General features: G+C 47.7%; 21 protein-coding genes and 1 riboswitch. Of the genes, 16 read left to right on the top strand and 5 right to left on the bottom strand.

Annotated features, from left to right (window positions below; all coding sequences use genetic code 11):
* Nucleotides 1–7: 7 nt before the first annotated feature.
* From H5336_RS19155 to H5336_RS19135, 5 genes are all read right to left on the bottom strand, one after another.
* Nucleotides 8–661 carry a response regulator gene (locus tag H5336_RS19155; protein ID WP_185236078.1) on the bottom strand — a complete coding sequence of 218 codons (654 nt, stop codon included), beginning with the start codon at nucleotides 659–661 and terminating at the stop codon, nucleotides 8–10.
* A 275-nt stretch (nucleotides 662–936) separates the two neighbouring features.
* On the bottom strand, nucleotides 937–1,602 hold the full coding sequence (locus H5336_RS19150; protein WP_185236077.1) for an alpha-ketoglutarate-dependent dioxygenase AlkB family protein: 666 nt from the start codon (nucleotides 1,600–1,602) through the stop codon (nucleotides 937–939).
* Nucleotides 1,602–1,832 (bottom strand): glutaredoxin family protein, encoded by a 231-nt coding sequence (locus H5336_RS19145; RefSeq protein ID WP_185236076.1) that lies wholly within the window; start codon nucleotides 1,830–1,832, stop codon nucleotides 1,602–1,604. Before H5336_RS19145 ends, H5336_RS19150 begins: the two co-directional genes overlap by 1 nt.
* A 63-nt stretch (nucleotides 1,833–1,895) precedes the next feature.
* A complete protein-coding gene (locus H5336_RS19140) occupies nucleotides 1,896–3,344 on the bottom strand; it encodes a DUF5610 domain-containing protein (protein WP_185236075.1) in 1,449 nt (482 codons plus the stop codon).
* 176 nt (nucleotides 3,345–3,520) lie between these two features.
* Nucleotides 3,521–4,414, bottom strand: coding sequence for an FHA domain-containing protein (locus H5336_RS19135; protein WP_185236074.1), 894 nt, complete (start codon nucleotides 4,412–4,414; stop codon nucleotides 3,521–3,523).
* Nucleotides 4,415–4,659: 245 nt separating this feature from the next.
* Here H5336_RS19135 and H5336_RS19130 point away from each other — a divergent pair, with 245 nt between their 5' ends.
* From H5336_RS19130 to H5336_RS19055, 16 genes are all read left to right on the top strand, one after another.
* Nucleotides 4,660–5,553: a PP2C family protein-serine/threonine phosphatase gene (locus tag H5336_RS19130; protein WP_313557983.1), complete on the top strand. Its 894-nt coding sequence runs from the start codon at nucleotides 4,660–4,662 to the stop codon at nucleotides 5,551–5,553.
* Nucleotides 5,554–5,650: 97 nt separating this feature from the next.
* The gene (locus H5336_RS19125) at nucleotides 5,651–6,547 is read left to right on the top strand and encodes a lysylphosphatidylglycerol synthase transmembrane domain-containing protein (RefSeq protein WP_185236073.1); all 897 of its coding nucleotides are present in this window, start codon (nucleotides 5,651–5,653) and stop codon (nucleotides 6,545–6,547) included.
* Nucleotides 6,548–6,572: 25 nt separating this feature from the next.
* Nucleotides 6,573–7,577, top strand: coding sequence for a glycosyltransferase family 2 protein (locus H5336_RS19120; protein WP_185236072.1), 1,005 nt, complete (start codon nucleotides 6,573–6,575; stop codon nucleotides 7,575–7,577).
* Nucleotides 7,578–7,605: 28 nt separating this feature from the next.
* The gene (locus H5336_RS19115; RefSeq protein ID WP_185236071.1) at nucleotides 7,606–9,237 is read left to right on the top strand and encodes an ArnT family glycosyltransferase; all 1,632 of its coding nucleotides are present in this window, start codon (nucleotides 7,606–7,608) and stop codon (nucleotides 9,235–9,237) included.
* On the top strand, nucleotides 9,234–11,636 hold the full coding sequence (locus H5336_RS19110; protein WP_185236070.1) for a glycosyltransferase family 39 protein: 2,403 nt from the start codon (nucleotides 9,234–9,236) through the stop codon (nucleotides 11,634–11,636). The genes H5336_RS19115 and H5336_RS19110 overlap by 4 nt, the downstream gene beginning before the upstream one ends.
* Entirely contained in the window at nucleotides 11,629–12,309 is a 681-nt protein-coding gene (locus H5336_RS19105) for a phosphatase PAP2 family protein (protein ID WP_185236069.1), read from the top strand. The genes H5336_RS19110 and H5336_RS19105 overlap by 8 nt, the downstream gene beginning before the upstream one ends.
* An 86-nt stretch (nucleotides 12,310–12,395) precedes the next feature.
* A riboswitch (cobalamin riboswitch) is annotated at nucleotides 12,396–12,544 on the top strand.
* A 142-nt stretch (nucleotides 12,545–12,686) separates the two neighbouring features.
* On the top strand, nucleotides 12,687–14,543 hold the full coding sequence (locus tag H5336_RS19100) for a TonB-dependent receptor plug domain-containing protein (protein WP_185236068.1): 1,857 nt from the start codon (nucleotides 12,687–12,689) through the stop codon (nucleotides 14,541–14,543).
* Nucleotides 14,544–14,560: 17 nt separating this feature from the next.
* Complete coding sequence (gene cobO / locus H5336_RS19095) at nucleotides 14,561–15,169, top strand: cob(I)yrinic acid a,c-diamide adenosyltransferase (protein ID WP_185236067.1); 609 nt, start codon at nucleotides 14,561–14,563, stop codon at nucleotides 15,167–15,169.
* Nucleotides 15,170–15,215: 46 nt separating this feature from the next.
* Nucleotides 15,216–16,724 carry a cobyric acid synthase gene (locus tag H5336_RS19090; RefSeq protein WP_185236066.1) on the top strand — a complete coding sequence of 503 codons (1,509 nt, stop codon included), beginning with the start codon at nucleotides 15,216–15,218 and terminating at the stop codon, nucleotides 16,722–16,724.
* Nucleotides 16,724–17,758, top strand: a complete 1,035-nt coding sequence (locus tag H5336_RS19085) for a FecCD family ABC transporter permease (protein ID WP_185236065.1) — start codon at nucleotides 16,724–16,726, stop codon at nucleotides 17,756–17,758. The genes H5336_RS19090 and H5336_RS19085 overlap by 1 nt, the downstream gene beginning before the upstream one ends.
* Before the next feature lie 4 nt (nucleotides 17,759–17,762).
* The gene (locus tag H5336_RS19080; protein ID WP_185236064.1) at nucleotides 17,763–18,536 is read left to right on the top strand and encodes a heme ABC transporter ATP-binding protein; all 774 of its coding nucleotides are present in this window, start codon (nucleotides 17,763–17,765) and stop codon (nucleotides 18,534–18,536) included.
* Nucleotides 18,533–19,048, top strand: coding sequence for a bifunctional adenosylcobinamide kinase/adenosylcobinamide-phosphate guanylyltransferase (gene cobU, locus H5336_RS19075; protein WP_185236063.1), 516 nt, complete (start codon nucleotides 18,533–18,535; stop codon nucleotides 19,046–19,048). The genes H5336_RS19080 and cobU overlap by 4 nt, the downstream gene beginning before the upstream one ends.
* 34 nt (nucleotides 19,049–19,082) lie before the next feature.
* A complete protein-coding gene (cobT, locus tag H5336_RS19070) occupies nucleotides 19,083–20,123 on the top strand; it encodes a nicotinate-nucleotide--dimethylbenzimidazole phosphoribosyltransferase (protein ID WP_185236062.1) in 1,041 nt (346 codons plus the stop codon).
* Nucleotides 20,120–20,737, top strand: coding sequence for a histidine phosphatase family protein (locus H5336_RS19065; protein ID WP_185236061.1), 618 nt, complete (start codon nucleotides 20,120–20,122; stop codon nucleotides 20,735–20,737). The genes cobT and H5336_RS19065 overlap by 4 nt, the downstream gene beginning before the upstream one ends.
* A 6-nt stretch (nucleotides 20,738–20,743) precedes the next feature.
* Complete coding sequence (locus tag H5336_RS19060; RefSeq protein ID WP_185236060.1) at nucleotides 20,744–21,508, top strand: adenosylcobinamide-GDP ribazoletransferase; 765 nt, start codon at nucleotides 20,744–20,746, stop codon at nucleotides 21,506–21,508.
* A gap of 42 nt (nucleotides 21,509–21,550) precedes the next feature.
* Nucleotides 21,551–22,423: a cobalamin-binding protein gene (locus H5336_RS19055; RefSeq protein WP_185236059.1), complete on the top strand. Its 873-nt coding sequence runs from the start codon at nucleotides 21,551–21,553 to the stop codon at nucleotides 22,421–22,423.
* Nucleotides 22,424–22,723 lie beyond the last annotated feature (300 nt).

Raw genomic sequence — 22,723 nt, 5'->3', positions numbered from 1 at the left:
GGGGTTCTCAGGTAAGACTGTCTACATCCAGAATTTTGTATTTAACCGCGAGCAGAGCCAATTCCACGTCACTATTTATGCTTAATTTATCGAATATTCGGTAACGATAACTGTTCACCGTTTTAGGGCTTACACAAAAAGATTCTGCAATTCCCTGAACTTTTGATCCGTTGGCTATCATTATGGCGGTTTGCAGCTCGCGTTCAGACAACCTTTCGAAGGGCGAGGAATCGCCTTTATTACCTGAAAAGTTTCTAAGCGCTATTTGCTGAGCAACACTGCTGCTCATGTAGAGGTTGCCGGTTAGCACAGAATGTACGGCATCGACTATTTCGTCGAAACCAGACCCTTTAGTAACGTAACCAGAGGCCCCTGCTTTCATAAGGCGTTCGGGAAATAATTCGTCGGAGAGTGCAGTAACGGCAATAACTTTTGTCGCTTCGCAGGCAGCAAGTATTTTACGTGTTGCTTCCATGCCACCTATACCGGGCATTTTCACATCCATCAATACTATTTCTGGCTTTAATTCACGAGCCAAACTTACAGCTTCTTCGCCCGTTTTAGCTTCACCTACCACTTCAAATCCGTCTACATCCTGAAGCATGCGTACAATCCCCATACGCACTAAATCGTGGTCGTCTGCGACCAATATTCTTGTCACCTATTTTTCCCCGCTTTTATACCGAGTAATACGTGTAAAACGCCCGGTTAATTATGGTATCAAGGAACTGCTTTCGGAAAATAAACAGTGTGCACAACCGGAATTCTGCAAACCGGTCGGTTTGAACCTGTGAGTTGCGACAATCTACCACACGCTTTATTAACTTCCCAGTATTCTCGCGACCGCTGGGCGGGTAAAACGACTATTTGAGCCGCGAGTTTGGCACCAAAATAAACACACTAATAATAAATGCTGAGATCGATTATCATTGCTGATTAGTTTGTGAGTTTCCTCACATTACGGAACGTAAGGTTTATTCTTTCACCTACATTTTTTTGTGTTTTCGGTACTGCATGCTGCCACCCTGCCTGACAGCTTCCGAGCATCGCGAGCAAGTCACCGTGGCCCAGCTCAAGAGTTATTCGAGTTGCGCTTAAATTCGGCTGTTCGCAAACTAACATTTGCTTTGGCTTTAGGATAAATCGACGGCGCTCACCTAAGCTTAGCGAAGCAATAACGGGGTTAGTGCCAAGTTCTTTTTCGTCATCGGCATGCCAGCCAACACTGTCTTGGCCATCGCGGTATAAGTTCACCAGTACGCTATTAAATTTTGTCGCTAATGCGAGCTCTATGCTTTCGCGTATCGTTAACAACGCCGGGTGCCATGGTTGTGGGCAGAAGGCTTTCCCCGAATAGCGCATAACCGCACCCTCATCGCCAAACCAACTTTGCAGCCTGGGTATGGGTAGATTATTGCCCGAAATACGTATGTTGGGTTGCGACCACTGAAGCTCTTCGGTTAATACATGGAACAGCTGAGCTGCTTTTTGTGGTGCTAACCATGCGGGGATATAAAGCGCTTCAGCACCTTCTGAGAGCGCAATACGTTTTTGTTGCGATGCTGGTGTTGGAGGGGTTGTACCGAAAAGGTCTGACTGCATTACGGTGTTTGGAGCCAGCGTTGAAATTCGAGTTGGTTGAACGGCCAGCCAATTTCTTTTCCGTTGGCGCTGTTTTTTACCACGGGTATGCGCACCCCGTAGGTTTCAACCAAGGTTTCATCGTCTGCAATATCGATTAGCTTAAAGGTGGCCTGGGTACGGCCAATAATCGTTTGAGCTTGTTCGCACAAATGGCAACCAAGTGTTGTGTAAAGAATGAGTGCAGGCATGCTGAAAGCAACGACTTTTAAGCTAAGATCGCCATAGTTTACAACACCACACGTACATTAGCGCTATGTGTGAAGGTTACGCAAAGCGCCCATCATGTCGCCAACAAAGGGTTTGAGTTGGTCGAAATGCGGATGCTGTTCGTGCTTTTGCCTTCCCACAAATTCAGCCATTGCCGGGAGTTCGCGCTCTTCGAACCCTTTGCGGTGGGAGTCGTTGCGTAAGTTGTCTAGGTGCTGAATGAAATCACTCATGCGACCAACGGGGTTATCAAATACCGATTCACTGTGATTCTGGCTAACGTTGTCTGCGCGGAGATTGAGCTTTTCGGTATCCGCTTGCGCCACAGAACCGTAAGCCGACTCTATTCTACTGTATTCAACTTGGCTTAAATTCAGTGAAAAACGGGCAATTTCTTCGGCGTTAAACCCTACGTCCTGGGCTTTTTCGTAGGCTTCATAAATATCACCCTCGAAAAATTCATCGGCAACATCGTTAAGCTGTGAGAGTAAATCGGTTATGGCGCTCATCTCGCCCGCATCGAGATCACCGTTAACGCTAATACGGAAATCCTGTAGCGCATCGGTTTCATATTCACCGCCGCCTGCATCATCGCCAGAGCGTTGCAGGGAGCCTTGGTCGGAATAGCTGCGAATGGTAACAACATCGCCATCTTGTGTACGCAAACTTAAGCTGTACAGACGGCTCTCAGACTGCTCCTCTTCCAGACGTGCGTAGAAATCTTGCGAGGGGGCTATGAGCGTGTTGAAGTTTTCGGCTTCTTGATTGGCCGTAAGGGCGTCTACGTATGGCTCAAAGGCCTGTACGGGCGATGTGCTAATAATGGCTTGTTCCGCTACTGGGGCTGCGCCCGATGGATTCGCGGTTTGCGCTGGGGCTTCATAAAGCGCTATGTCTGCAGCGGGGTTTTCTAGCCCGTATTTATCTGCAAGCTCGCCAATGCCCGCTATAACTTGGTTGAACATGTCTTCAATGGTTGTTTTTACATCCCCCTCAAACAAGCCCATTTCGGTAAGTTGATCTACGGCTTCGGTATAGCCCTGTATAAAGCCGTCTAGCCCTGCTTGCAGGCGTGATTGCAGCTCTTCTGTTGTTGAGCCGTCAATCACATCGGTGGCGAGCCGCTGGTCAACAAACGCTACTATGGTTGCTGCACCGGGGTTTTGGCTTTCACCAACGGGGTTTGCTTCAACCGCACCGGTGGAACCCGCAGAAGTGTTAGCACCCGTATTAACACTCTGACTATTGGGCTGTTCAGTCGCAGGTAAATTTTGTGGTGCCTGATAGGTAACCACTGGGTTCGATGATGATGGTGTGTAGCGGGTTTCGGTATAGCTGTATGCGGTAGACAAACGTGCCGTTACGGTGGTTTGCTGGCCACCCTCTTGTTTTACGCTTGTGCTGCTGTATTCAGCACTGGTGCTTATCTGGCGTGTGCTGTAGCTGGCTTTCGCTGGGGCTGCAGGCAAGCCGTTTAAATCTGAATTAACCATGACCTAACTCCGAACCTAGGGTGCGCTTAACCCAGTTTTCGGCCAACAACGTAAGATCTTCAATAATTATTTGTTCTTAGGCGCGGGATGCTTAGTCTTCGGAAGAAGGGTGGCAGGAAGAATGACCGCCAGACGAATTGCCTTTCATAAAGCGACATGAACTTTAGAATGAAGCACTACCTAAGCATGTAATAACCGGCGGCACTACCGGTTAACAATAAAATCACCAAAATTACCGGTACCCATGACCTAGAATCGGTGTTCACTTCGGCGCTGAGCGCCGCTGTTCCACCACTCAAGCTGCTGAATTCGGGGCGGCTACGCACGTGAGCCCCCGGCTCTACGCCGCTTTCAAGGCTACGCTTACCCGATTCCACAGCGCCGGGTTGGCGAACTTTTAGGTCTGGCACTTTTACCACCGGGCGCACGGTGGTGGAGTTTAAATCTGGCTGGGGGCCACTAACGGTGAAGGTGATGGTGTCGAATCGTACCTGGTCGCCAGGCTTTATCACCGCACGAGCAATACGCTGACCATTAACATAGGTGCCGTTGGCGGACTTTAAGTCTTCTATTTCTAGCCCTCTTGGGCCAACCGTCAGTTTCGCGTGACGACGTGAAAGGTGGGCCACACCTAAACGAATATCGCACTCCTGAGAACGCCCGACCACAATGCTATCTAAAACCTCAAAATCTTTACCTGCTAGCGCCGTACCCAAGGGTGTCAATACCCAGGGCTCTATGGGCTGCTGTTCGGCTGTAACCGAGAGCGGGTCTTCCTGCTGACGGCGGGTATCCATTAGGCGCGCTTCGGTGAAACCCAAATTTACGATATCGCCGTGTTTTATTTCACGGCTCTCCAGTACCGGAACACCGTTTATGCGCACCATATCGTCGCCAACCAGGTTTACCAGGGTGGCGGTATCATTTTCGACGGTGATATCGGCGTGGTGGGCGCGAAGATGGGTATCATCAATTGAAATATTGCAGGCTCTAGCTTTCCCTACACTGGTTCGAGGGTCGACTAGCCAAACAGGCTTTATCGCTTTGTTTTTAAATCGTAATTGCAGCATGCAGTCTTCGTATCTGAGGCCATTATTTGGGTAAAGAGTTGTAAAAGTGGTTTCACAATACCCGCCAGATTACCTATTATCCAGTACAGGCCTTTGATCTTCTGCACTGGCTCTTCAAGTTTAGAACGTTTCAGTAACAGTGTAGATCGTTCAAAGCAAATTAGTTCGCCAGCAGTATAACGATAATCTTTATAAGATAAATGAACCAGATCAAATAGTTTTTTCGGTTTGAATTAGGGAAGTTTGTGACTAATCGCCGAATTTACGGCTTTACTCACAACCATTTCAAGACAGCTTATGCGATTTGGTTTAGTCTGGTGCTCGCAGAAGGACATGCTCACCCGAGTGAAATACGAATGCAATTAACCCACTACCACGCCGCTACCGATGTTGGGCTGCAGCGAAGCAATAATGAAGACTGCTTCCTGAGTATGCCTTTTCTTGGTGTGTGGGCTGTGGCCGACGGTATGGGTGGGCACGCTGCCGGTGAAGTAGCCAGTGCCATTGCCTGCGATACAATTAAACGTGAAATTTCCCGAGGTGCTAGCCTCGAACTCGCCATACAAAACAGCCATCACGCCGTTGTACAAGCCGCCGAAAATGGCATTGGTGGCACGGGCATGGGTTCGACGGTGGTGGCCGTACAATCCAACGCAAATGCATTTAAGGTGTGCTGGGTTGGCGACAGCCGAGCCTATAGCTACATACCCGCACCAAATGGCCATGGCGATCAGTTAGAGCTATTAACCCGCGACCACTCGTATGTGCAATTGTTAGTCGACACAGGCGTTATTGCGCAGGAGGAAATGGCCACTCACCCCGAACGTAATATTATAACACAGTGCCTTGGCTCTGCTGATCTCGAGGATGTTGAGGTAGGTAGCGTGGAACATAGCTGGCAACGGAATCAATGGTTGGTACTGTGCAGCGACGGGCTTTCCGATGCCGTCCACGAGCCCGAATTAACACAGATTTTGGCACAATCAGACAGCGTTAAAACCGCAACGGCAGCGCTAATTCAAGCAGCGCTAAATAATGGTGGGCGCGACAACATTACTTTGCAAATAATCTCTGGCCCCGATACTTGGTCCCAGTGGATTCAAAACTCCGTGCGTATGGTTAAAAAAATAATCAGCTAGCGGCTACGATAATGTGGGCCAACTGTGTTATAAAGCGCCGCAACTGCGGCTTTCAACAGCTGTACGCCTTCTATTCTGCTAACGCAACAAGCCATCAATGCCAAAAACAGTCGCCACCTACGTCAAAGTTCTCTTTGCCGCTGCCATGGTATTTGGCCTAGGTTACTGGGTACATTCTGCCTACGGCTGGTCAAACACGCTGGCAAACTGGGTTAAGGTTTCACCTTTTATCGTTTTTGCGACAATGGTGATGGTTTTAATCAGCCATATTGCTCGTGTCGCACGTATTCACTACGCTTACAATAAACAACAACCCACAGCCTTCCGACAAACATTAGCGGTGAGCTTTGTTCACAACACCGTAAGTTTTCTTTTACCTATGCGCCTTGGCGAACTGGCCTTGCCGGCTCTCAGTCGTCACCAATTACGTATTGACGTTAAGTACGCCTTAGCAACGCTGTTTTTGGTACGTCTGTTCGATGCCCATGTATTGCTTTGCCTACTGGTATTTTTCGCCGGTAGTTTGTGGCTAGGTGAATACAGTATTATTGCCCCCGTCGCCCTTATAGCGGCACTGCCTATTGGCATGCTTTTGCTAAAAAGCGCTAGCTCGCGTATCGGCAAACTGAAATTTGCAGGGCCATTACTGGGGAAAAAGCGGGTATGGATCAGCTTATACGCCTACACTCTGGTAATTTGGTGCGTCAAACTCTTTGCGCTTGCAACGTTAGCAGCAGCACTGGGTAATCTACCCATTGACCACGCTTGGATAGCCACTATCATTGCCGATGGCAGTGCCCTATCGCCCGTTACCGGCTTTGCCAATGCTGGTACGTTTGAACTCGCATTTACTCTGCCGCTGCTTCCTTTAGGGTACGAGAGCGAACCGCTGGTTAAAACCGCGGTCAATGTTCATCTGTTTATATTCGTTATTAATATTTGTGTCGGAATTTTGGGATTCCTGTTGCTGACCCCCAAACAAGTTCGCCAATAATTCACTCTAAGGTTTTACTGTCACTATGCATTTACCCAGCCTGACTGTTGTCGTACCGGTTTACAACGAAGAAGATAATGTTCTCCCCCTATTCGAAGCCCTAGATTCAGCTTTAAAAACCTATGCGGGCGACTGGCATGTGATTATTGCCAACGACGGTAGCCGAGACACTACGGCGCAGAAAATTAATGCCTGCTTACCCGATTTCGGTGAACGGTATAAACACATTGAACTGCAACGAAATTTCGGCCAAACCGCGGCTATGCAAGCGGGTATTGATGCAGCCGAAACCGAACTAATCGCAACAATGGACGGCGACCTGCAAAACGACCCTGCCGACATACCGCGCCTCGTTGAAGAGCTATTAGAAAAAGACCTCGACTTATTACAGGGCTGGCGAAAAAACCGCCAAGATGCTGCCGTTTCGCGCAAACTGCCTTCTCGTATTGCCAACAAGCTTATTCAGCGTGTGAGTGGTGTAAAACTAGATGATTACGGCTGCAGCTTAAAGGTGTATCGCGCCGACGTGTTAAAACAAATTCGGTTATACGGTGAGATGCATCGGTTTATCCCCGTATGGATGGCTACCGTTTGCCCGCCACACCGCATTGGGCAAACAGTTGTTAATCATCGCGCCCGCGTTGCGGGTGAATCCAAATATGGCATTACCCGCACCTTTCGCGTACTCATCGACCTGGTAACCGTTTTTTTCTTCCTCAAGTTTCGCGCACGGCCTGGCCACTTTTTTGGTTCCATCGGCCTGTGGGTTGGCATGGCCGGCGGGTTGATGATGACCCACCTAATGTTCGTTAAATTTGTGCTGGGTGAAAACATTGGCGATAGGCCCATGCTGTTGTTCGCCAGTATTTTAATTATTGCCTCGCTGCAATTTTTAACCACGGGTGTGCTGTCAGAAATTCTAAGCCGTATATTTTTCCAAACTACCAACGTAAAAAGCTATAAGGTTAGACAGCCGCTTAGCTATTCACTGGCGGAACAAGCCGAAAAAAATAAAACTGAAAACGTCTGACCATTAACTTTTATAGAACTTTTATTCTGTGCAAAATTTCAGCCTGCAAATTCGTCGACTACTGTCTTCGCCTCTCGCTATTTACATCAGTGTCGGTCTAAGTTTTTTTCTTGGGCTGGGCTCAGTACCACTGTTTGACCTAGATGAGGGCGCATTCACGGAAGCTACCAGGGAAATGCTAGAGAGCGGTGTCTTTTCAGCGACCTATCTCGATGGCGAGCCGCGCTACGATAAGCCAATTTTTTTCTATTGGCTGCAAGCTACTAGCATCAGTCTTTTTGGCTTTAATGAATGGGCTTTTCGCCTCCCATCGGTAATGATGGCCTGTTTTTGGTCCTATGCTGTATTCAGCTTTTCCCGTGAATTTATGGGCAAGCACCGAGGCTTAATCGCAGCACTTTTCCTTATCAATTCTCTCTGGATTGCGTTAATTGCCCGCTCTGCCATAGCCGATGCCACACTGAACGTATTTCTATGCTTGGCCATATTTGATATTTGGCGTTACTTCAAAAGTCCCTCTACCGTCGTAATTCTGCGGGTTTATTTGTGGATGGCTTTGGCGACCTTAACAAAAGGCCCGGTTGGCGTGGTTATTCCGCTACTCACCTCTTTTCTGTATTTGGTCTCTATACGCGCAGACAAAAAATTGTACTTAGCCTATTTAAACCCGCTGGGCTGGCTTGTCTATGTGGGCACGGTAGCGCCTTGGCTGATTGCCGTATACCTGGAACAGGGCTGGGGATTTTTTGAGGGTTTTATACTGGAGCATAACCTAAAACGATTTTCCGCAACTCGCGAAAGTCACGGCGGCAGCTTACTTTATTATATGGCTGTGCTACCCCTACTGGTATTGCCGTTTACCGGGCAGTTAGGCGGCATCTTCGGCAAACTAAAACAGCAGCTGTTAGACCCTTTTAGCCGCTACCTGCTTATATGGTTCGGCGTTTTCTTCGTCATTTTTTCTTTTTCCAAAACCCAATTACCACATTACATTTTGAATGGCTGTGTGCCTCTCATTATTTTGTTTGCGCGTAACAAAGGGTTATTTTCAAAAGCGCGTTGGCACATGGTGTTCCCACTTGCGTTTATGGCAATTCTTCTAGCACTGCCGCACATTATTGCGCTTGCGGCCGAAAGCACCAAAGGCTACGACGGCGCGAGCCTCTCCCGGCATCTCGAGGTTTTTAATGTTGGCTATACGATAACGGCCGTTATTATTTTTGCGCTGATGCTAGCCGTTAGCTTACTGCCAAGCATTAGAACTTGGCAGCGCTTGGTGTTATCGGGCTTATTACTGAATGTTTTTGTTTACACCTCATTTGCTTCTGTGGCTTCAGGGTTTCAGCAAGCACCCGTACATCAGGCAATCGCCTTCCTTAAAAAGCGAACTGAAACTTCTGGTGTTGAGGAACCTATTGTCGCCTGGCGTATGCATATGCCCAGTTTCAGTGTTTACCGACAAAAAATTACCCTGCTGCGGCCACCGCAATTAAACGAGCTGGTGTTGACGCGTGTTGACCGCCTTAACGGGCTTAACAAGTACATTGAAAACACAATACCCCAGGCCCAGGCCGTGCCAGTATGGGCCTTTGGTGGGCTAGTCATATTGAAGGTGCTGCCCTCCTCTTACGCTATGCCGCAAAACGAGGACGGCCAATGAACATTCGAAGGTATTTCTCGTCCATTAATAATCGCCAGCGACAGCTGGTTTTAGCACAGCAAAACATTCATACACCACTTAACATTTCGCGACTCTACCAGCTAACCGGTGTCAGCGGCTGCTTGTTCCTTGTAGCAATTATTGGGTATTTCATTGGTGGCTACCATTTTGGCTTTCACCCTGTTAATGCTATGTCTGCCGACATTCCCGAAGCTGTGCTCCACAATATAACGGTATTTGGTGATGGCACGTTTTTATTGGCTTTGGTTTTGTTATTTAGCACTAAAAACCCGCGTTTTCATTGGGTTGTGTTTCTCACCGCCATTATAGGCGGCCTTGTTTCCAATATTCTTAAAGAGTATTTCGACGCATCGAGGCCCCCGGCTGTACTAACGCCCGAATCATTTAACCTGTTCGGCAAGGGGTACAAACACCACAGCTTTCCTTCTGGTCACACGCTCACAGCCTTTTTAATGGCCACCGTGGTGTATTACCACGCAACAAAACTTTGGCAACGATTCGCCGTAATTGGCGCTGCCGCTCTCGTAGGCCTAAGCCGCATATGGCTAGGCGTACACTGGCCAATTGATACGTTAGTGGGCGGTGGTTTGGGTGTGCTCGCTGCGATTGCGGCCATTGTTGTGTCAACGAATTGGCCAAAAGGCGTTAATGTATTGATGAGCCGTGTTGTGCTTGTACTGTTAACGCTAGCCGCCTTGATTTTACTGCTAGAAAAAAACGACTACACACTAGCATTACCGCTGCTTTATTTAACCGGCATTGCGGCGCTTTATCGAACGATTAAGCACTACCTTCTCCCGCAGTTTAATATTCAACGTTCGCCACTAGAAGCAACACAGATAAAGCTCCCATTTGTACCCGCGTGGGTGAATAGCCATGGACTTTTTTGGTTTTGCCTTTGTGTACTAGTCGTATACCGATTGGCTATTTTATTTCAGCCACACCTTAGCCTGTTTTACGATGAAGCTTATTATTATCACTGGTCGCTCAATCCTGACTTAGGCTACTACTCTAAACCACCCATGGTCGCTTGGAGTATTTTGCTCAGTACGAGTCTATTTGGCGATAGTGTAATCGCCATTAAGTTAATGGCTAACCTGTCGTATGCCGCCAGTGCCGCTGTTATTTTTTATACCCTTAAACGCTACAGCTCATCGACTATAGCGCTAGTCGCATCGCTTATTTTTATCACCATCCCCATGGTGGGCTTTAACAGCGCGTTTATTACCACCGATGCGCCGTTGTTTCTATTTTGGTGTTTATCACTGCATTTTGCCTTAAAAGCTATTGACTCAAACCGCCTAAACCAATGGATATTGTTAGGGTTTTTTACCGGCTGCGGGATGTTAAGTAAATACACCATGGGTGCCCTACCCCTCGCCATTTTTGCGTTTTTGCTAACCAGCACAGGCAAACGTAAATTGCTCATTACGCGCGGCCCATGGGTCGCGGCGGTTATCGCCGGCCTAGTGTTCAGTCTCAACATATACTGGAATTTTGCCCATAATTGGGTAGCGTTACATCATACCCAGGAAATATCCCAAACTAGCGGCCAGTTGTTTAACCTTAAATCACTGCTGGAGTTCGTCGCAACGCAGTTCCTCATCTTTGGCGCAATTAGCAGCTACCTGTTAATCAGAAGCATGCAAGGTTATATAAAACGACCGGTAAATCGCCCACCGATTGCCGTCGATATAAACCGTGAACGGTTTAACCTTTTATTGTGGGTAATGCTGACAATTCTTGGCGTTATCGCCTTGCAAGCATTTCTGTCTCGCGCTTTCCCAAACTGGGCAGGGCCATGGATGGTAGCCGCTACGTTGCTACTGGGCTTCACATGGCAGTATGCCTTTAAAGCAGATCGCTTTTACACTTTGCTCGGTCGCAGCTTGGTACTGAACCTTGTACTACTGTCACTATTTTATCATTGGCCTTCTGTATTACACTGGCTAGACGTTGAGCCCAGCTCTAAAAACGACCCCTACCACCGGGTGGTTGGCTGGCCACAGCTAGGTGAACAACTTCAGCCCGTACTAAAAGAAAACACAAACGTAATTCTTGCCAGTAATTCACGCGACCTACTGGCATACCTAGGCTACTACGCTATGCCTGGCAGTTTTAAGCTCGCACGCTGGAACCCCGACGACGCCAATATTCGTGATTATTACGACCTTAAAGTAAATTTTCGCAACTGGTCTGGAGACGCCTCGCAAGCATTCATATTTATCAGTAAAGCACCGCTGGAACCAACGGTTCTTGCCCAATTCAATACAGTAGCGCTATTACCCTCCCTTTCCTACAGCCCCTATAAAGGTGAGAACCGCTCTGTATCGGTTTATCGTATGACGGGCTTTAAGGGGTACGCTAAAAATGACTGAACCAACAGCATTGGGATTTAAGGTACGCGCTCTATTGCGCCCGGATATAGTAGGTTTTGTTGCGACCATTGCCCTTTTTCTACTCTGGCCCGAATTAGACTTAATTGTCGCAGCCAATTATTTTAATGGCATCAGCTTCACTTATGCCGACAATAGCTTTGTAAGGTTTGTTTATTTGGTTTTCGCAAAAATCCATTTCTTTTATTTGTTACTTTTTATTGGCAGTATCGCTTACTGTGCAAAGAAAGGCTGGGCTAGTGCAAAAAAAAACTGGGTTTATCTACTTATAACACTGCTATTGGGCCCAGGCATTCTAGTGAATATAGTGCTTAAAGATAATTCTGTTGGCAGACCACGGCCGCAACATATTGCCGAGTTTGGCGGTAACATGGTTTATGCGCCCGTATTTCACTATTCAGGTGAATGTAAAAAAAATTGCTCTTTTGTAAGCGGTCATGCCGCCATTGGATTCTATTTGTTAGCGGTAGCCTGGGTAAGACAGCGGCGCGTTTGGTTTGCCTATGGGATAATACTGGGTGGACTGGTGGGCTTCGTTCGTATTATTCAGGGCGGACACTTTTTAAGTGATGTGCTTTTTGCCGGCTGGTTTACGTATTACACTTACTTTGCCATTGCGCAATTAATGAAAATCCCCTTTCCACGCAAACTATAGCCTTAATCGGTTGCGCTGTATCAAACCGTCTGTGCCAATGACTCCTACATCAAACTCCCTAATTGACTTTGGGCGCCATTGGCCCTAGAGTGCGCCCTGCATTTTGGTGCAACGGCCATCTAGTTAGATGGCTCGCTTAATTGGGAAGTTTGGTGAAAAACCAACGCTGCCCCCGCAACGGTAAATGGGCCCTTAGGCCTACGAGCCCGACACCAGCCAAATGTGCGTTCGTTGATGGAGCGGAGGGCTTCCATCCAGGACTGATTCAGGGCGCTATAGCTTTTCTGTTTTTCTGCCCTGGGGCCCACCAAAGCCTTTATCTTCCTCGTGATGCCTCCCTCAATTGCTTATTATCTTTATAGCTATTGGGGCTCAAAGTGAAAAAAACTTTAATCTATTCTGCGGTGGTTGCCGCGCTGTACACTCATCCAAGCTTTTCTCAAGACCTACTAGAAGAAGTTATTATTACCGCTTCTAGAAACGAGACGCCCGTTCGTCAAATTGGTGCGTCTGTTAGTGTCATTAATGCCGAAGAAATAGCGCTCGCAAACTACCCTGCTATAACAGACTTGTTACGAAGCCAAGTGGGTATTTCTGCTTCCAATTCTGGCGGCCCCGGCAAGGTTTCCAGCTTGCGTATTCGCGGTGAGGAAGGCTACCGCACGCTTATTATGATTGATGGCGTTGAAATTTCAGACCCCACAGGCACTCAAATAGGCCCGCAGGTACAACACCTAACCAACAGTGGCGACATTGAAAGAATTGAAATTCTGCGAGGCCCACAGGGCTTTGCCTACGGAGCAGACGCCGGCGGTGTTATTAATATTTTTAGCCGTAGCGTTTCAGAAGGCGTAGCTGGCCAAGTAAGCGCACAGGCTGGGCGTTATGGCACTCAAGACATTGATGGTTTTGTTGCCGCAGGCTCAGATCGCTACCAACTGTTTTTATCGGCCTCCGATAAAAAGACGGATGGTTTTAATGCACGTACCAGCGATGAATCCAACGAGAGTGACGGCTACGAAAACCGTACACTCCACGGAAAACTTGCAGCCTCCAACGCGCAAGAAAACCTGCGTTTTCAAGTGGTTTTCAGGGACGTAAACGCCGAAAGTGAATTCGATAATTGCGGCTACCCCAGCAGCAATGACTGTGTCGGCGAATTTGAACAAACCACGGCTCGTGCAAGCATAGACTACACTGGCGATGACCTAGAACTTACGTTGGGGTCATCTAATACGGCTGTTGAGCGTACTAACTTTACAGACGGTGACAGCAGCTTTGCTACAAAAGGTAAAATCCGCAAGCACGACATTGTTATCAGCTCCGACATCAATGATAGCGTGACCCTGGTAGCGGGCTCCGATTTGAAAGGTGAGACAATGGATGTTGTTGATGGCGATGACCTGAATCGTGATCAAATGGGCTTATTTTCGGAACTACAGCTAGGCTTTAACGACAGCCTATATTTTAGTGCAGGCGCCCGTTATGATGACCACGATGATTTTGGTGAGCATGTAAGCCTGAGGTTAACATCTGCCTATATAGGCGAGCTGGCAGACAGTAGCTACAAACTACGTGCAAGTTTCGGTAACGGTTTTCGCGCACCAAGCTTATCTGAACTGGCCTACAACCAAAGCGATAGCGCCTTTGGCTTGGCTGCAGAAACTGAACTTAACGAAGAACAGAGCCAGGGCTTCGATATTGGCTTCGACTATTTCTTTTCAAACGCCTCTAGCTTGGAGTTTACCTACTTCAATCAAAGTATCGAAAATGAAATATTTTTCGATCTTGTAGCCTATTCGGGTTATTTACAAGGTGATGGTACAAGCCACTCTAGTGGCAAGGAGCTAGCGTTCAATATGCCTTTGGCCGACTGGGTTGAATTCAAACTTAACGGTACCCTCAACGATACAGAAACGAGTAGCCAGCAACAAAGAATTCGTCGACCAGAAAAGGCCGTTAACGCTGGCTTTATCTTTACTTTGCTCGACAACGATTTGAACATTCGCACCAATTACCGAATTTCAAAAGGCTCTGTAAATGAAATATATGAGCTCGGTCGGATTGAGCTAGACGACTATCAACTACTGGACATTAGCGCTAACTACGCTATTTTGAAGGGCCTAAATTTGTTCGGTAGAGTCGATAATGTTTTGAATGAACAATACGAAGAGGTAACAGGTTTCAATACATCCGGCGTGGCGGCTTACGCCGGCGTTCGTTACGAATATTAAACTAACAGGGCACACTAATGACCGATTCGCACAAAAACGATAAGCACAAAGCCGCTATGGAAAAGCAAAAAACCAAGGTGGACAACAATATTGAACGTGCTGACGAGGAACGTGGTGTTGCCCTTCTGCTTACCGGAAATGGCAAAGGTAAATCCAGCTCAGCTTTTGGCATGGTAATGCGAGCCTTAGGTTATGGTCAAAAAGTGGCTGTTATTCAATTTATAAAGGGCGAACAATTATCCGGTGAAGAAATATATTTACGCGAGAAATGCCCTGAGGTCGCCTTCTATCAAATGGGCACGGGTTTTACTTGGAACACTCAAGACCGGAGCGGTGATATTGCTGCCGCCGAAAAAACCTGGGCCTTTGCTAAACCCTTACTGCAAGACCCCAGTATAGATTTGGTCGTACTCGACGAAATTACCTATATGCTAGCCTATAAATATCTCGATGAAGACGAAGTGGTAACAACAATCAACCAGCGGCCTAGAGAGCAAAGTGTTGTGGTAACCGGCCGCGGTGGTGGTACAGCACTACGTGATGTTGTCGATACCGTTTCTGAAGTTAAAGATATTAAGCACGCATTTACCTCCGGGATAAAAGCCCGTAAAGGCGTTGATTTTTAGGGCGCCTTAAACACACATTAGGGCCAATTATCGAGAGAATATTTCCATGACCCCCGGCACACTCATGGTACAAGGCACCACATCGGATGCGGGCAAAAGTACGCTTGTCGCAGCCCTTGGCCGAGTACTTGTGCGCCGAGGTTTAAGTGTGGCGCCCTTTAAACCGCAAAATATGGCCCTTAACAGTGCCGTAGGTGAAGACGGTGGCGAATTGGGTCGCGCTCAAGCCTTACAGGCGTTAGCCTGTCGCGTAACGGCCCACACCGATATGAACCCGGTGCTTATTAAGCCATCTAGTGATATTGGAGCGCAAATTATCGTGCAGGGTAAGGTGTTAGGCAACATGAATGCCGACACCTACCATGCGTATAAACCGACGGTAAAAGCGGCGGTTTTTGACTCGTTTCAGCGCTTACTTAAGCAGTATGATGCAATCGTCATCGAAGGCGCAGGCAGCCCCGCCGAAATAAACCTTCGCCAAGGCGATATTGCCAATATGGGCTTCGCCGAGGAGGCCGACTGCCCCGTTATTATTATTGCGGATATCGATAAGGGAGGGGTTTTTGCCCACCTGGTGGGCACATTGGAACTACTGTCTCCCTCGGAGCAAGCGCGTGTAAAAGGCTTTGTGATCAATAAATTTCGTGGTGACATACATTTACTTAACCCGGGTCTCGCTTGGTTAACCAAGCGAACCGGAAGACCGGTGTTGGGTGTACTGCCCTATATTCAAGATTTTTATATCGATGCAGAAGACGCTATTTCTACCCAGCAGATTGCTGATACAGCAGAACAACCTTTTACCATTGTGGTACCTGTTTTTCCGCGCATCAGTAACCATACTGATTTCGATCCGTTACGCTTACATCCGCGCGTTAACTTACAGTTTGTTTCGCTGTCACAACCCCCTCCCCCGTGTGACCTAATTATTTTACCGGGCAGTAAAAATGTGCGAGCCGATGTGACGGTATTGCTAAACAGTGCATGGCCAGCCGCACTGCGCAAACACCTGCGCTATGGCGGCAAGTTAATAGGCATCTGTGGTGGGTTTCAAATGTTAGGTAGCCAAATTTGTGACCCTCTCGCTATCGAGGGCCCAGCGGGTACAACGGCAGCCCTTGGCCTACTACCGGTATCTACTGAGCTTGCGCCTGCTAAGTCGTTACTCAAAAAAACAGGTTCGTTGCAACTGGATAACAAAAAAGCCGTCGCCAACGGATATGAAATTCACCATGGAATCAGTCACGCACAGACCCCTTTGCGCCCAGCCGTGTTCTTCAACGACGAGAGTACCGACGGCTATATAAGTGATGACAATCAAATTTTCGGCACCTATCTCCACGGCATTTTAGACGAACCCGAAGCGGGTGCATTAATTCTAAACTGGGCAGGACTGACCACTAGCGAAGTTGTTGATATAGACCAGCTGCGAGAAAGCCAACTGGAACGACTTGCCGATATTGCCGAAGAGCACCTGGATATTGACAGTATTCTCTCACTGCTCAACTCAGACACCGATACAGCCAAAGCCGCAACAGAGGGAAGGTGCAGCTAATGCTACTTACCGTTGAAACTTTGCAAAATCATTGGTATAGAATTTTATTTTGCGCATTACTGCTCGTACTGACGGTTGCCCTTCTTTCACTTGCTTTCGGTGCAGTTCCTATTTCTCTGGAAAATCTTTTTGCCGTACTTGCGGGTAAAGCCGACCAACAAACGCAGTTGATTATTGAACGATTGCGCATCCCCCGTACTTTGTTAGCGCTCTCGGTCGGCGCCATGCTTGCTAGCTGTGGCGCGATAACCCAGGGGCTTTTTCGCAATCCTCTTGCAGATCCATCTCTAATCGGCGTTAGTGCTGGCGCATCTGCCGGCGCCGCCATTGTTATTGTTTTATTGAATACAACACAGTGGTCAATTGCCGGACTTTCTCTGGTTACGGTTGGGGCTTTTATTGGCAGCATTCTCACGGTAATACTGGTTTATAGAATATCGACCAGCTCTAGCGGAACCTCTGTGACCACTATGCTTCTGGCGGGTATAGCCGTTACTTTTCTCGCCGGTAGCTTATCTAACATTTTGGAGTTTATTGCCGACAACGAAATGCTTAAACGTATTACCCTTTGGCGTATGGGTGGGCTTGATGCCGCCGACTATACACACGTAGGCATTGTAGCCGCGGTAATGCTGTTTGTGTTTTGCGTTATACCCTTTCAGTATTCTGCCCTTAACGCATTATTACTAGGTGAATCTGAGGCTCGGCACTTAGGTGTCGACGTTAATCGAATCAAAAGAAGACTCATCATTATTGTCGCCGCTGGCGTGGGCACTTCCGTTGCGCTGGCTGGCACAATTTCATTTATTGGCCTTATTGTGCCGCACATTGTACGTATGCTAATCGGTCCTAATCACCGTTATTTGATTCCGCTAAGCGCTGTTTTAGGTGCGTTATTATTAGTGGTGGCCGACACTTTTGCACGCACTGTTATCGCACCTACCGAAATGCCCGTAGGTCTCGTTACGGCACTCATCGGTGCACCTGTATTTATCTCGCTGCTGCGGAAACGCTACCAATACGGGATGCAATAAAATCATGTGCATTCTCGAGTCAAAAAAATTAACCGTAACAGTAGATAAGCTAGTACTCGTAAGAGACATCGACCTTAAAATTCATGCTGGCGAAATCCACGCTGTGGTTGGGCCTAATGGTGCAGGTAAAACATCACTTTTAAACGCAATTATTGGTGATATCCCTACGTATAGCGGCGAGCTGCTTCTCTGTGGCCATAGGCCCAGTTGGAATATAACTGAGCAGGCAAAATCGGTAGCGGTATTACCCCAGCTAAGCCTATTGAATTTTCCTTATACCGTTGCTGAAGTAGTGGCTTTGGGGCGCACACCCCACAGTACTGGGTTCAGGCTTGATCAACAAATCGTGCGCGAAGCTATGTTGGCGATGGACATTAGTCATTTGTCTGGCCGGCTATACACACAATTATCGGGTGGCGAAAAACAGCGTACGCAACTAGCACGCGTTATGACGCAAATCTGGCGTGAAGAGGATGCATCGCAACGGCTGTTACTCCTAGATGAGCCCACGTCTGCCCTCGACCTAGGTCATCAGCAGCAATTAATGGAGGCTGTCCAGCGCTTTGCTGCAGAAGGTGTAGCCATATTTATGGTTGTACACGATATAAATATTGCTGCCCGCTACGCCGATCATACACTTGCACTATTGCAGGGGAGCACCATAGCCCAGGGAAATACCCAAGAAATTCTGACCGAGCCGTTATTAAAAAAATTATTCAGTGCTGACTTGCGTCTAGTAAAGCACCCCGAGACAGGAAAGGTTCACGTAATCGCATGAAGCAACTTATATTAGGTGGAGCGCGCAGCGGAAAAAGCCGTCTCGCCGAAACCCGCGCTAAGGCAACGGGAAAAAAACGAGTGTATCTTGCCACCGGCCAAGCCGGAGATAATGAGATGGCGGAGCGTATTGCCATACATAAACAATCACGCGAAACAGATTGGCAATTAATTGAAGAGCCTACCCTGCTTTCCCGTGCTTTATCGGTGGCCGATAGCCCAGAAACCGCCATAGTGGTTGATTGCCTAACGTTATGGCTGTCTAACTGTGTTGAGCAAAGCTGTTTTTTAAAAGAAAAACAAAAACTGCTAAACACCATCTACACACTTCAAGCTGATGTTTTTTTTGTTAGTAACGAAGTAGGTTCCGGCATTGTTCCTCTTGGAGAATTGTCTCGAACATTCGTTGATGAAAGCGGTTGGCTGCACCAGGCACTGGCTGAACAGTGCGATACTGTGACTCTGGTAGTGGCCGGGCTACCACTTGAACTTAAGGGCGCCTCTAAATCCTAATGTATTACGCTGTTACAAATCGAGTAGATGCACTATGAATGACAATACTAAGTGGCACAGGCAGCCTGCTGCCATAATTGACAAAAATAGTCGAGCGCAAGCTGCAGGGTATCAGAATACGCTCACGAAACCGCCGGGTTCACTTGGCGAACTTGAATCAATAGCTATTTCATTTTGTGGCTACCAGGGCCGCGTAAAACCGCAATTGAATAAGGTCAATGTGCGTGTATTTGCAGGTGATCATGGGGTATGCGCCCAAGGCGTCTCCGCTTTCCCTCAAATTGTAACAACGCAAATGATAGAAAATTTTATCCGCGGTGGTGCGGCTATCAGTATTTTGTCTAAACAGATGGGGGCCGACTTTAAAGTCCTTAATATGGGCACTGCACACAAGCTAATTAGCACTGATGGCGTTGAAGACTGTGCGATTGCACCCTGTACAAACGATTTCACCCAAGGTGCCGCGATGAGCGAGCAGCAATGCATGACCGCTATGGCTTCTGGGCGCGACAGCGTTACTGATTGCGATCTGTTTATAGGCGGCGAAATGGGCATTGGCAATACCACATCGGCTTCAGCACTGTTCAGCGCTTTATTAACACTTACACCGGAGATAACCGTAGGCCCCGGAACAGGGGTAGACACCAAGACATTGCAGCATAAGTGCACGGTTGTGCGTAAAGCGCTTGAGGTTAACCACATCAACGCTGACGATCCGCTTGAAGCCTTACGTTGTTTGGGCGGATTTGAGATAGCCGCGCTAACCGGCGCCTATATTGGCGCAGCACAAAAAGGCATCCCTGTACTGGTAGATGGTTTTATAACCACAGCCGCTGCGCTCATAGCCTGCAGATTAAACCCCAGCGTTTCAGATTGGCTGATTTTTGCGCATCAGTCCGCTGAGCCAGCACACGCATTGGTATTGGAATCACTCTACGCAAAACCCCTTTTGAATCTAGGCCTTCGGCTAGGCGAAGGCAGTGGTGCTGCTGTGGCGGTACCGCTTATAAAATCCGCCCTAGCTTTACACAATCAAATGGCCACCTTCGATGCCGCGGGTGTGAGTGACGCATGAACACCACCATGACCGCGACTTACATCGATATCCTCCGACACAGTGAATGTGAAGGCGGCCATATTTTTCGCGGTAAAACCGATGTTGCCCTGTTACCAAAGGGCCTGCAAGATATGCAGGACCGTATAGCCGCATTAGACCAAAGCTGGGACTGCATCATAAGTTCCCCACTCGTCCGTTGCCGTGAATATGCAGAGCATTTACACGCACAAACAGGCACCACCTTAATTATTGAACCACGTATACAAGAAATGTCGTTTGGTGATTGGGAAGGCGTTAAAATTGATCAACTTATTGCGTCAGCGAACCTATCATTTTTAAAATGGCAACAAAACCCAGCTAATCATTCACCTCCAGGGGGCGAACCGTTAGCTGATGTTAAAGTGCGTCTCGAACAATTTTTCATAGACCTAATGGAGAACCATGCAGGTAAACAGGTTCTGCTCGTTACCCACGGCGGTGTTATTCGCGTGCTCCTTAGTTATTTATTGAATATGCCACTACAATACGCTACTTGTTTCGATGTACCTTACGCCTGTTTTTCTCGCGTAGGCGTATTTGACGATGAAAAAAATAGAGTGATTAAACTGCTAGCGCACAACTTAACAGGTTAAGCAGAAATGACTTTCTTCCAACCACTTTTGATTGCTCTTGCGTTACTCACGCGCATCCCCGTTCCAGAAAAATATTTTCCATCGAAAACAGACACCGCACTATTACAAAAATCAGTGCTCTGGTACCCCGTAGTCGGTCTAATATTGGCTGGCGGCATCTCCTTGATACCGCTGCTATTAGCTAACCAACTTCCGTCTTTACTAACGGCAGCTTTAACCGTGGTGATTTGGGTGCTATTAACAGGCGCTTTACACCTTGATGGCTTATCAGACTGTGTTGACGCCAGTTATGCTGGGCACAAAAACCCCGATGTTATCGATACCGTACTGAAAGACCCCCATACGGGCACAATGGGTATAGTCGCTATATGCCTCACGCTTATTGTAAAAGTCTGTTTACTACACGCACTTTTGGGTTCACAAACGCTGGTTATTAGCGGATTATTTATTGCTCTAATGTGGTCACGTTTTCTCGCCGTCGTATACATACTGGTTACCCCATACGCCAGAGAAACGGGTGCTTCGGCGGGTCTGCGAATAAAAGGCTATCGCTATTTCATAATTATTATGGGGCTAGTACTTGTTGTCAGTACTGTATTCGTCACTACCCTAGCCATTGTGCTTGCACTTGTGTCCACCCTTGGCCTATGGCTATTGTGGTGGCGGCATCAATGGATAAAAAAAATAGGCGGTTACACCGGTGATTGCGTGGGTGCACTGATAGAAATTGCAGAGTTAGTCACCTTGCTTGTTGCCGTACTGGTATTGTGAGCCTATAGCGTTTAACGATTATTAATAATTGGTTTTAGTATAATGAAATGTATTGTCGCTGTTTTATTAGTTCTCGCCGCTTTCCCTTCAAGTGCCAGTATTGTGGTAAAAGATTACCTCGGCCGAGACGTTCGCCTAGAGAAACCCGCACGGCGCATCGTCGCACTTGCCCCTCACATTGTTGAAAATATTTTTGAGGCCGGTGCGGGCGAGTATCTGGTTGGCGCCGTTGATTATTGCGATTACCCCGAGCAAGCCAAGAGCGTGAAACGCGTTGGTGCGATCAGTCGTTATAGCCTGGAGGCAATCGTTGCGTTAAAGCCAGACTTAGTACTTATTTGGCATTCCGGCCACGGTGGACGCGTATTAAGCAAGCTGGAAACACTGGAGATACCCGTGTACGCAAGCGACCCACACACTTTAGAAGATGTTCCACGCTCGATTCGCGACTATGGCACATTAACTGGCCAGTCTACGTACGCTGAAAAATCCGCGTCTCGCTACGAAATACGTCATCAAAACCTTAAACGAGCTTACAGTACGAAACCGATGGTATCGACCCTATACCAAGTATGGAATGACCCAATACAAACCCTGAACGATAAGCACATTATTAGTGATGTTATTCGTTTGTGTGGTGGCCAAAATACTTTTGGTGACTCCCCTTCCCTAGCGCCAAAAATTTCTATCGAATCCGTTATTATGCGTAATCCAGACGTCATAATTGCCAGCGGCATGGGTGAGCAGCGCCCCGATTGGCTCGGCATGTGGGGAAAGTGGACTAGCCTGAACGCTGTTCAACGCAACAACCTTTTTTTTATTCCTCCGGATATTATTCAACGTCACACGGTTAGAATTCTTGAAGGGGCGCAGATGATGTGTGAACACCTTGAAGTGGCCCGCACAAGAAAATAGGCTCTATAACCGTGGTAATTGCGTAGAAACTTAGTGAACCAAAGCTTTCAAGCTTACAGCGTGCACATAAGTGCGGGCGAAAAAAGCCGTAAATCCACCAATAGGTGATACGGTATTAACGAAAAGGTGTGAACAACAAAAGGGTACCGCTAATAATCAATTTTGGTTTGTGCACGGGGCCTGGCACTCCTTAAGTACGGCGGCCTGCACAGCGAAGATCTGTTGCACTCCCGGTTTTCCAGGCACCGCCCTTCGGTGGCTTGTATGCTAATTTTGTAGGACGTTAAAATTTCTCGACGG

The organism is Teredinibacter franksiae, from assembly GCF_014218805.1.
GTDB classification, from domain to species: domain Bacteria; phylum Pseudomonadota; class Gammaproteobacteria; order Pseudomonadales; family Cellvibrionaceae; genus Teredinibacter; species Teredinibacter franksiae.
The sequence above is the reverse complement of the archived record's forward strand: the minus strand, read 5'-3'. Positions and strand labels throughout refer to the sequence as shown.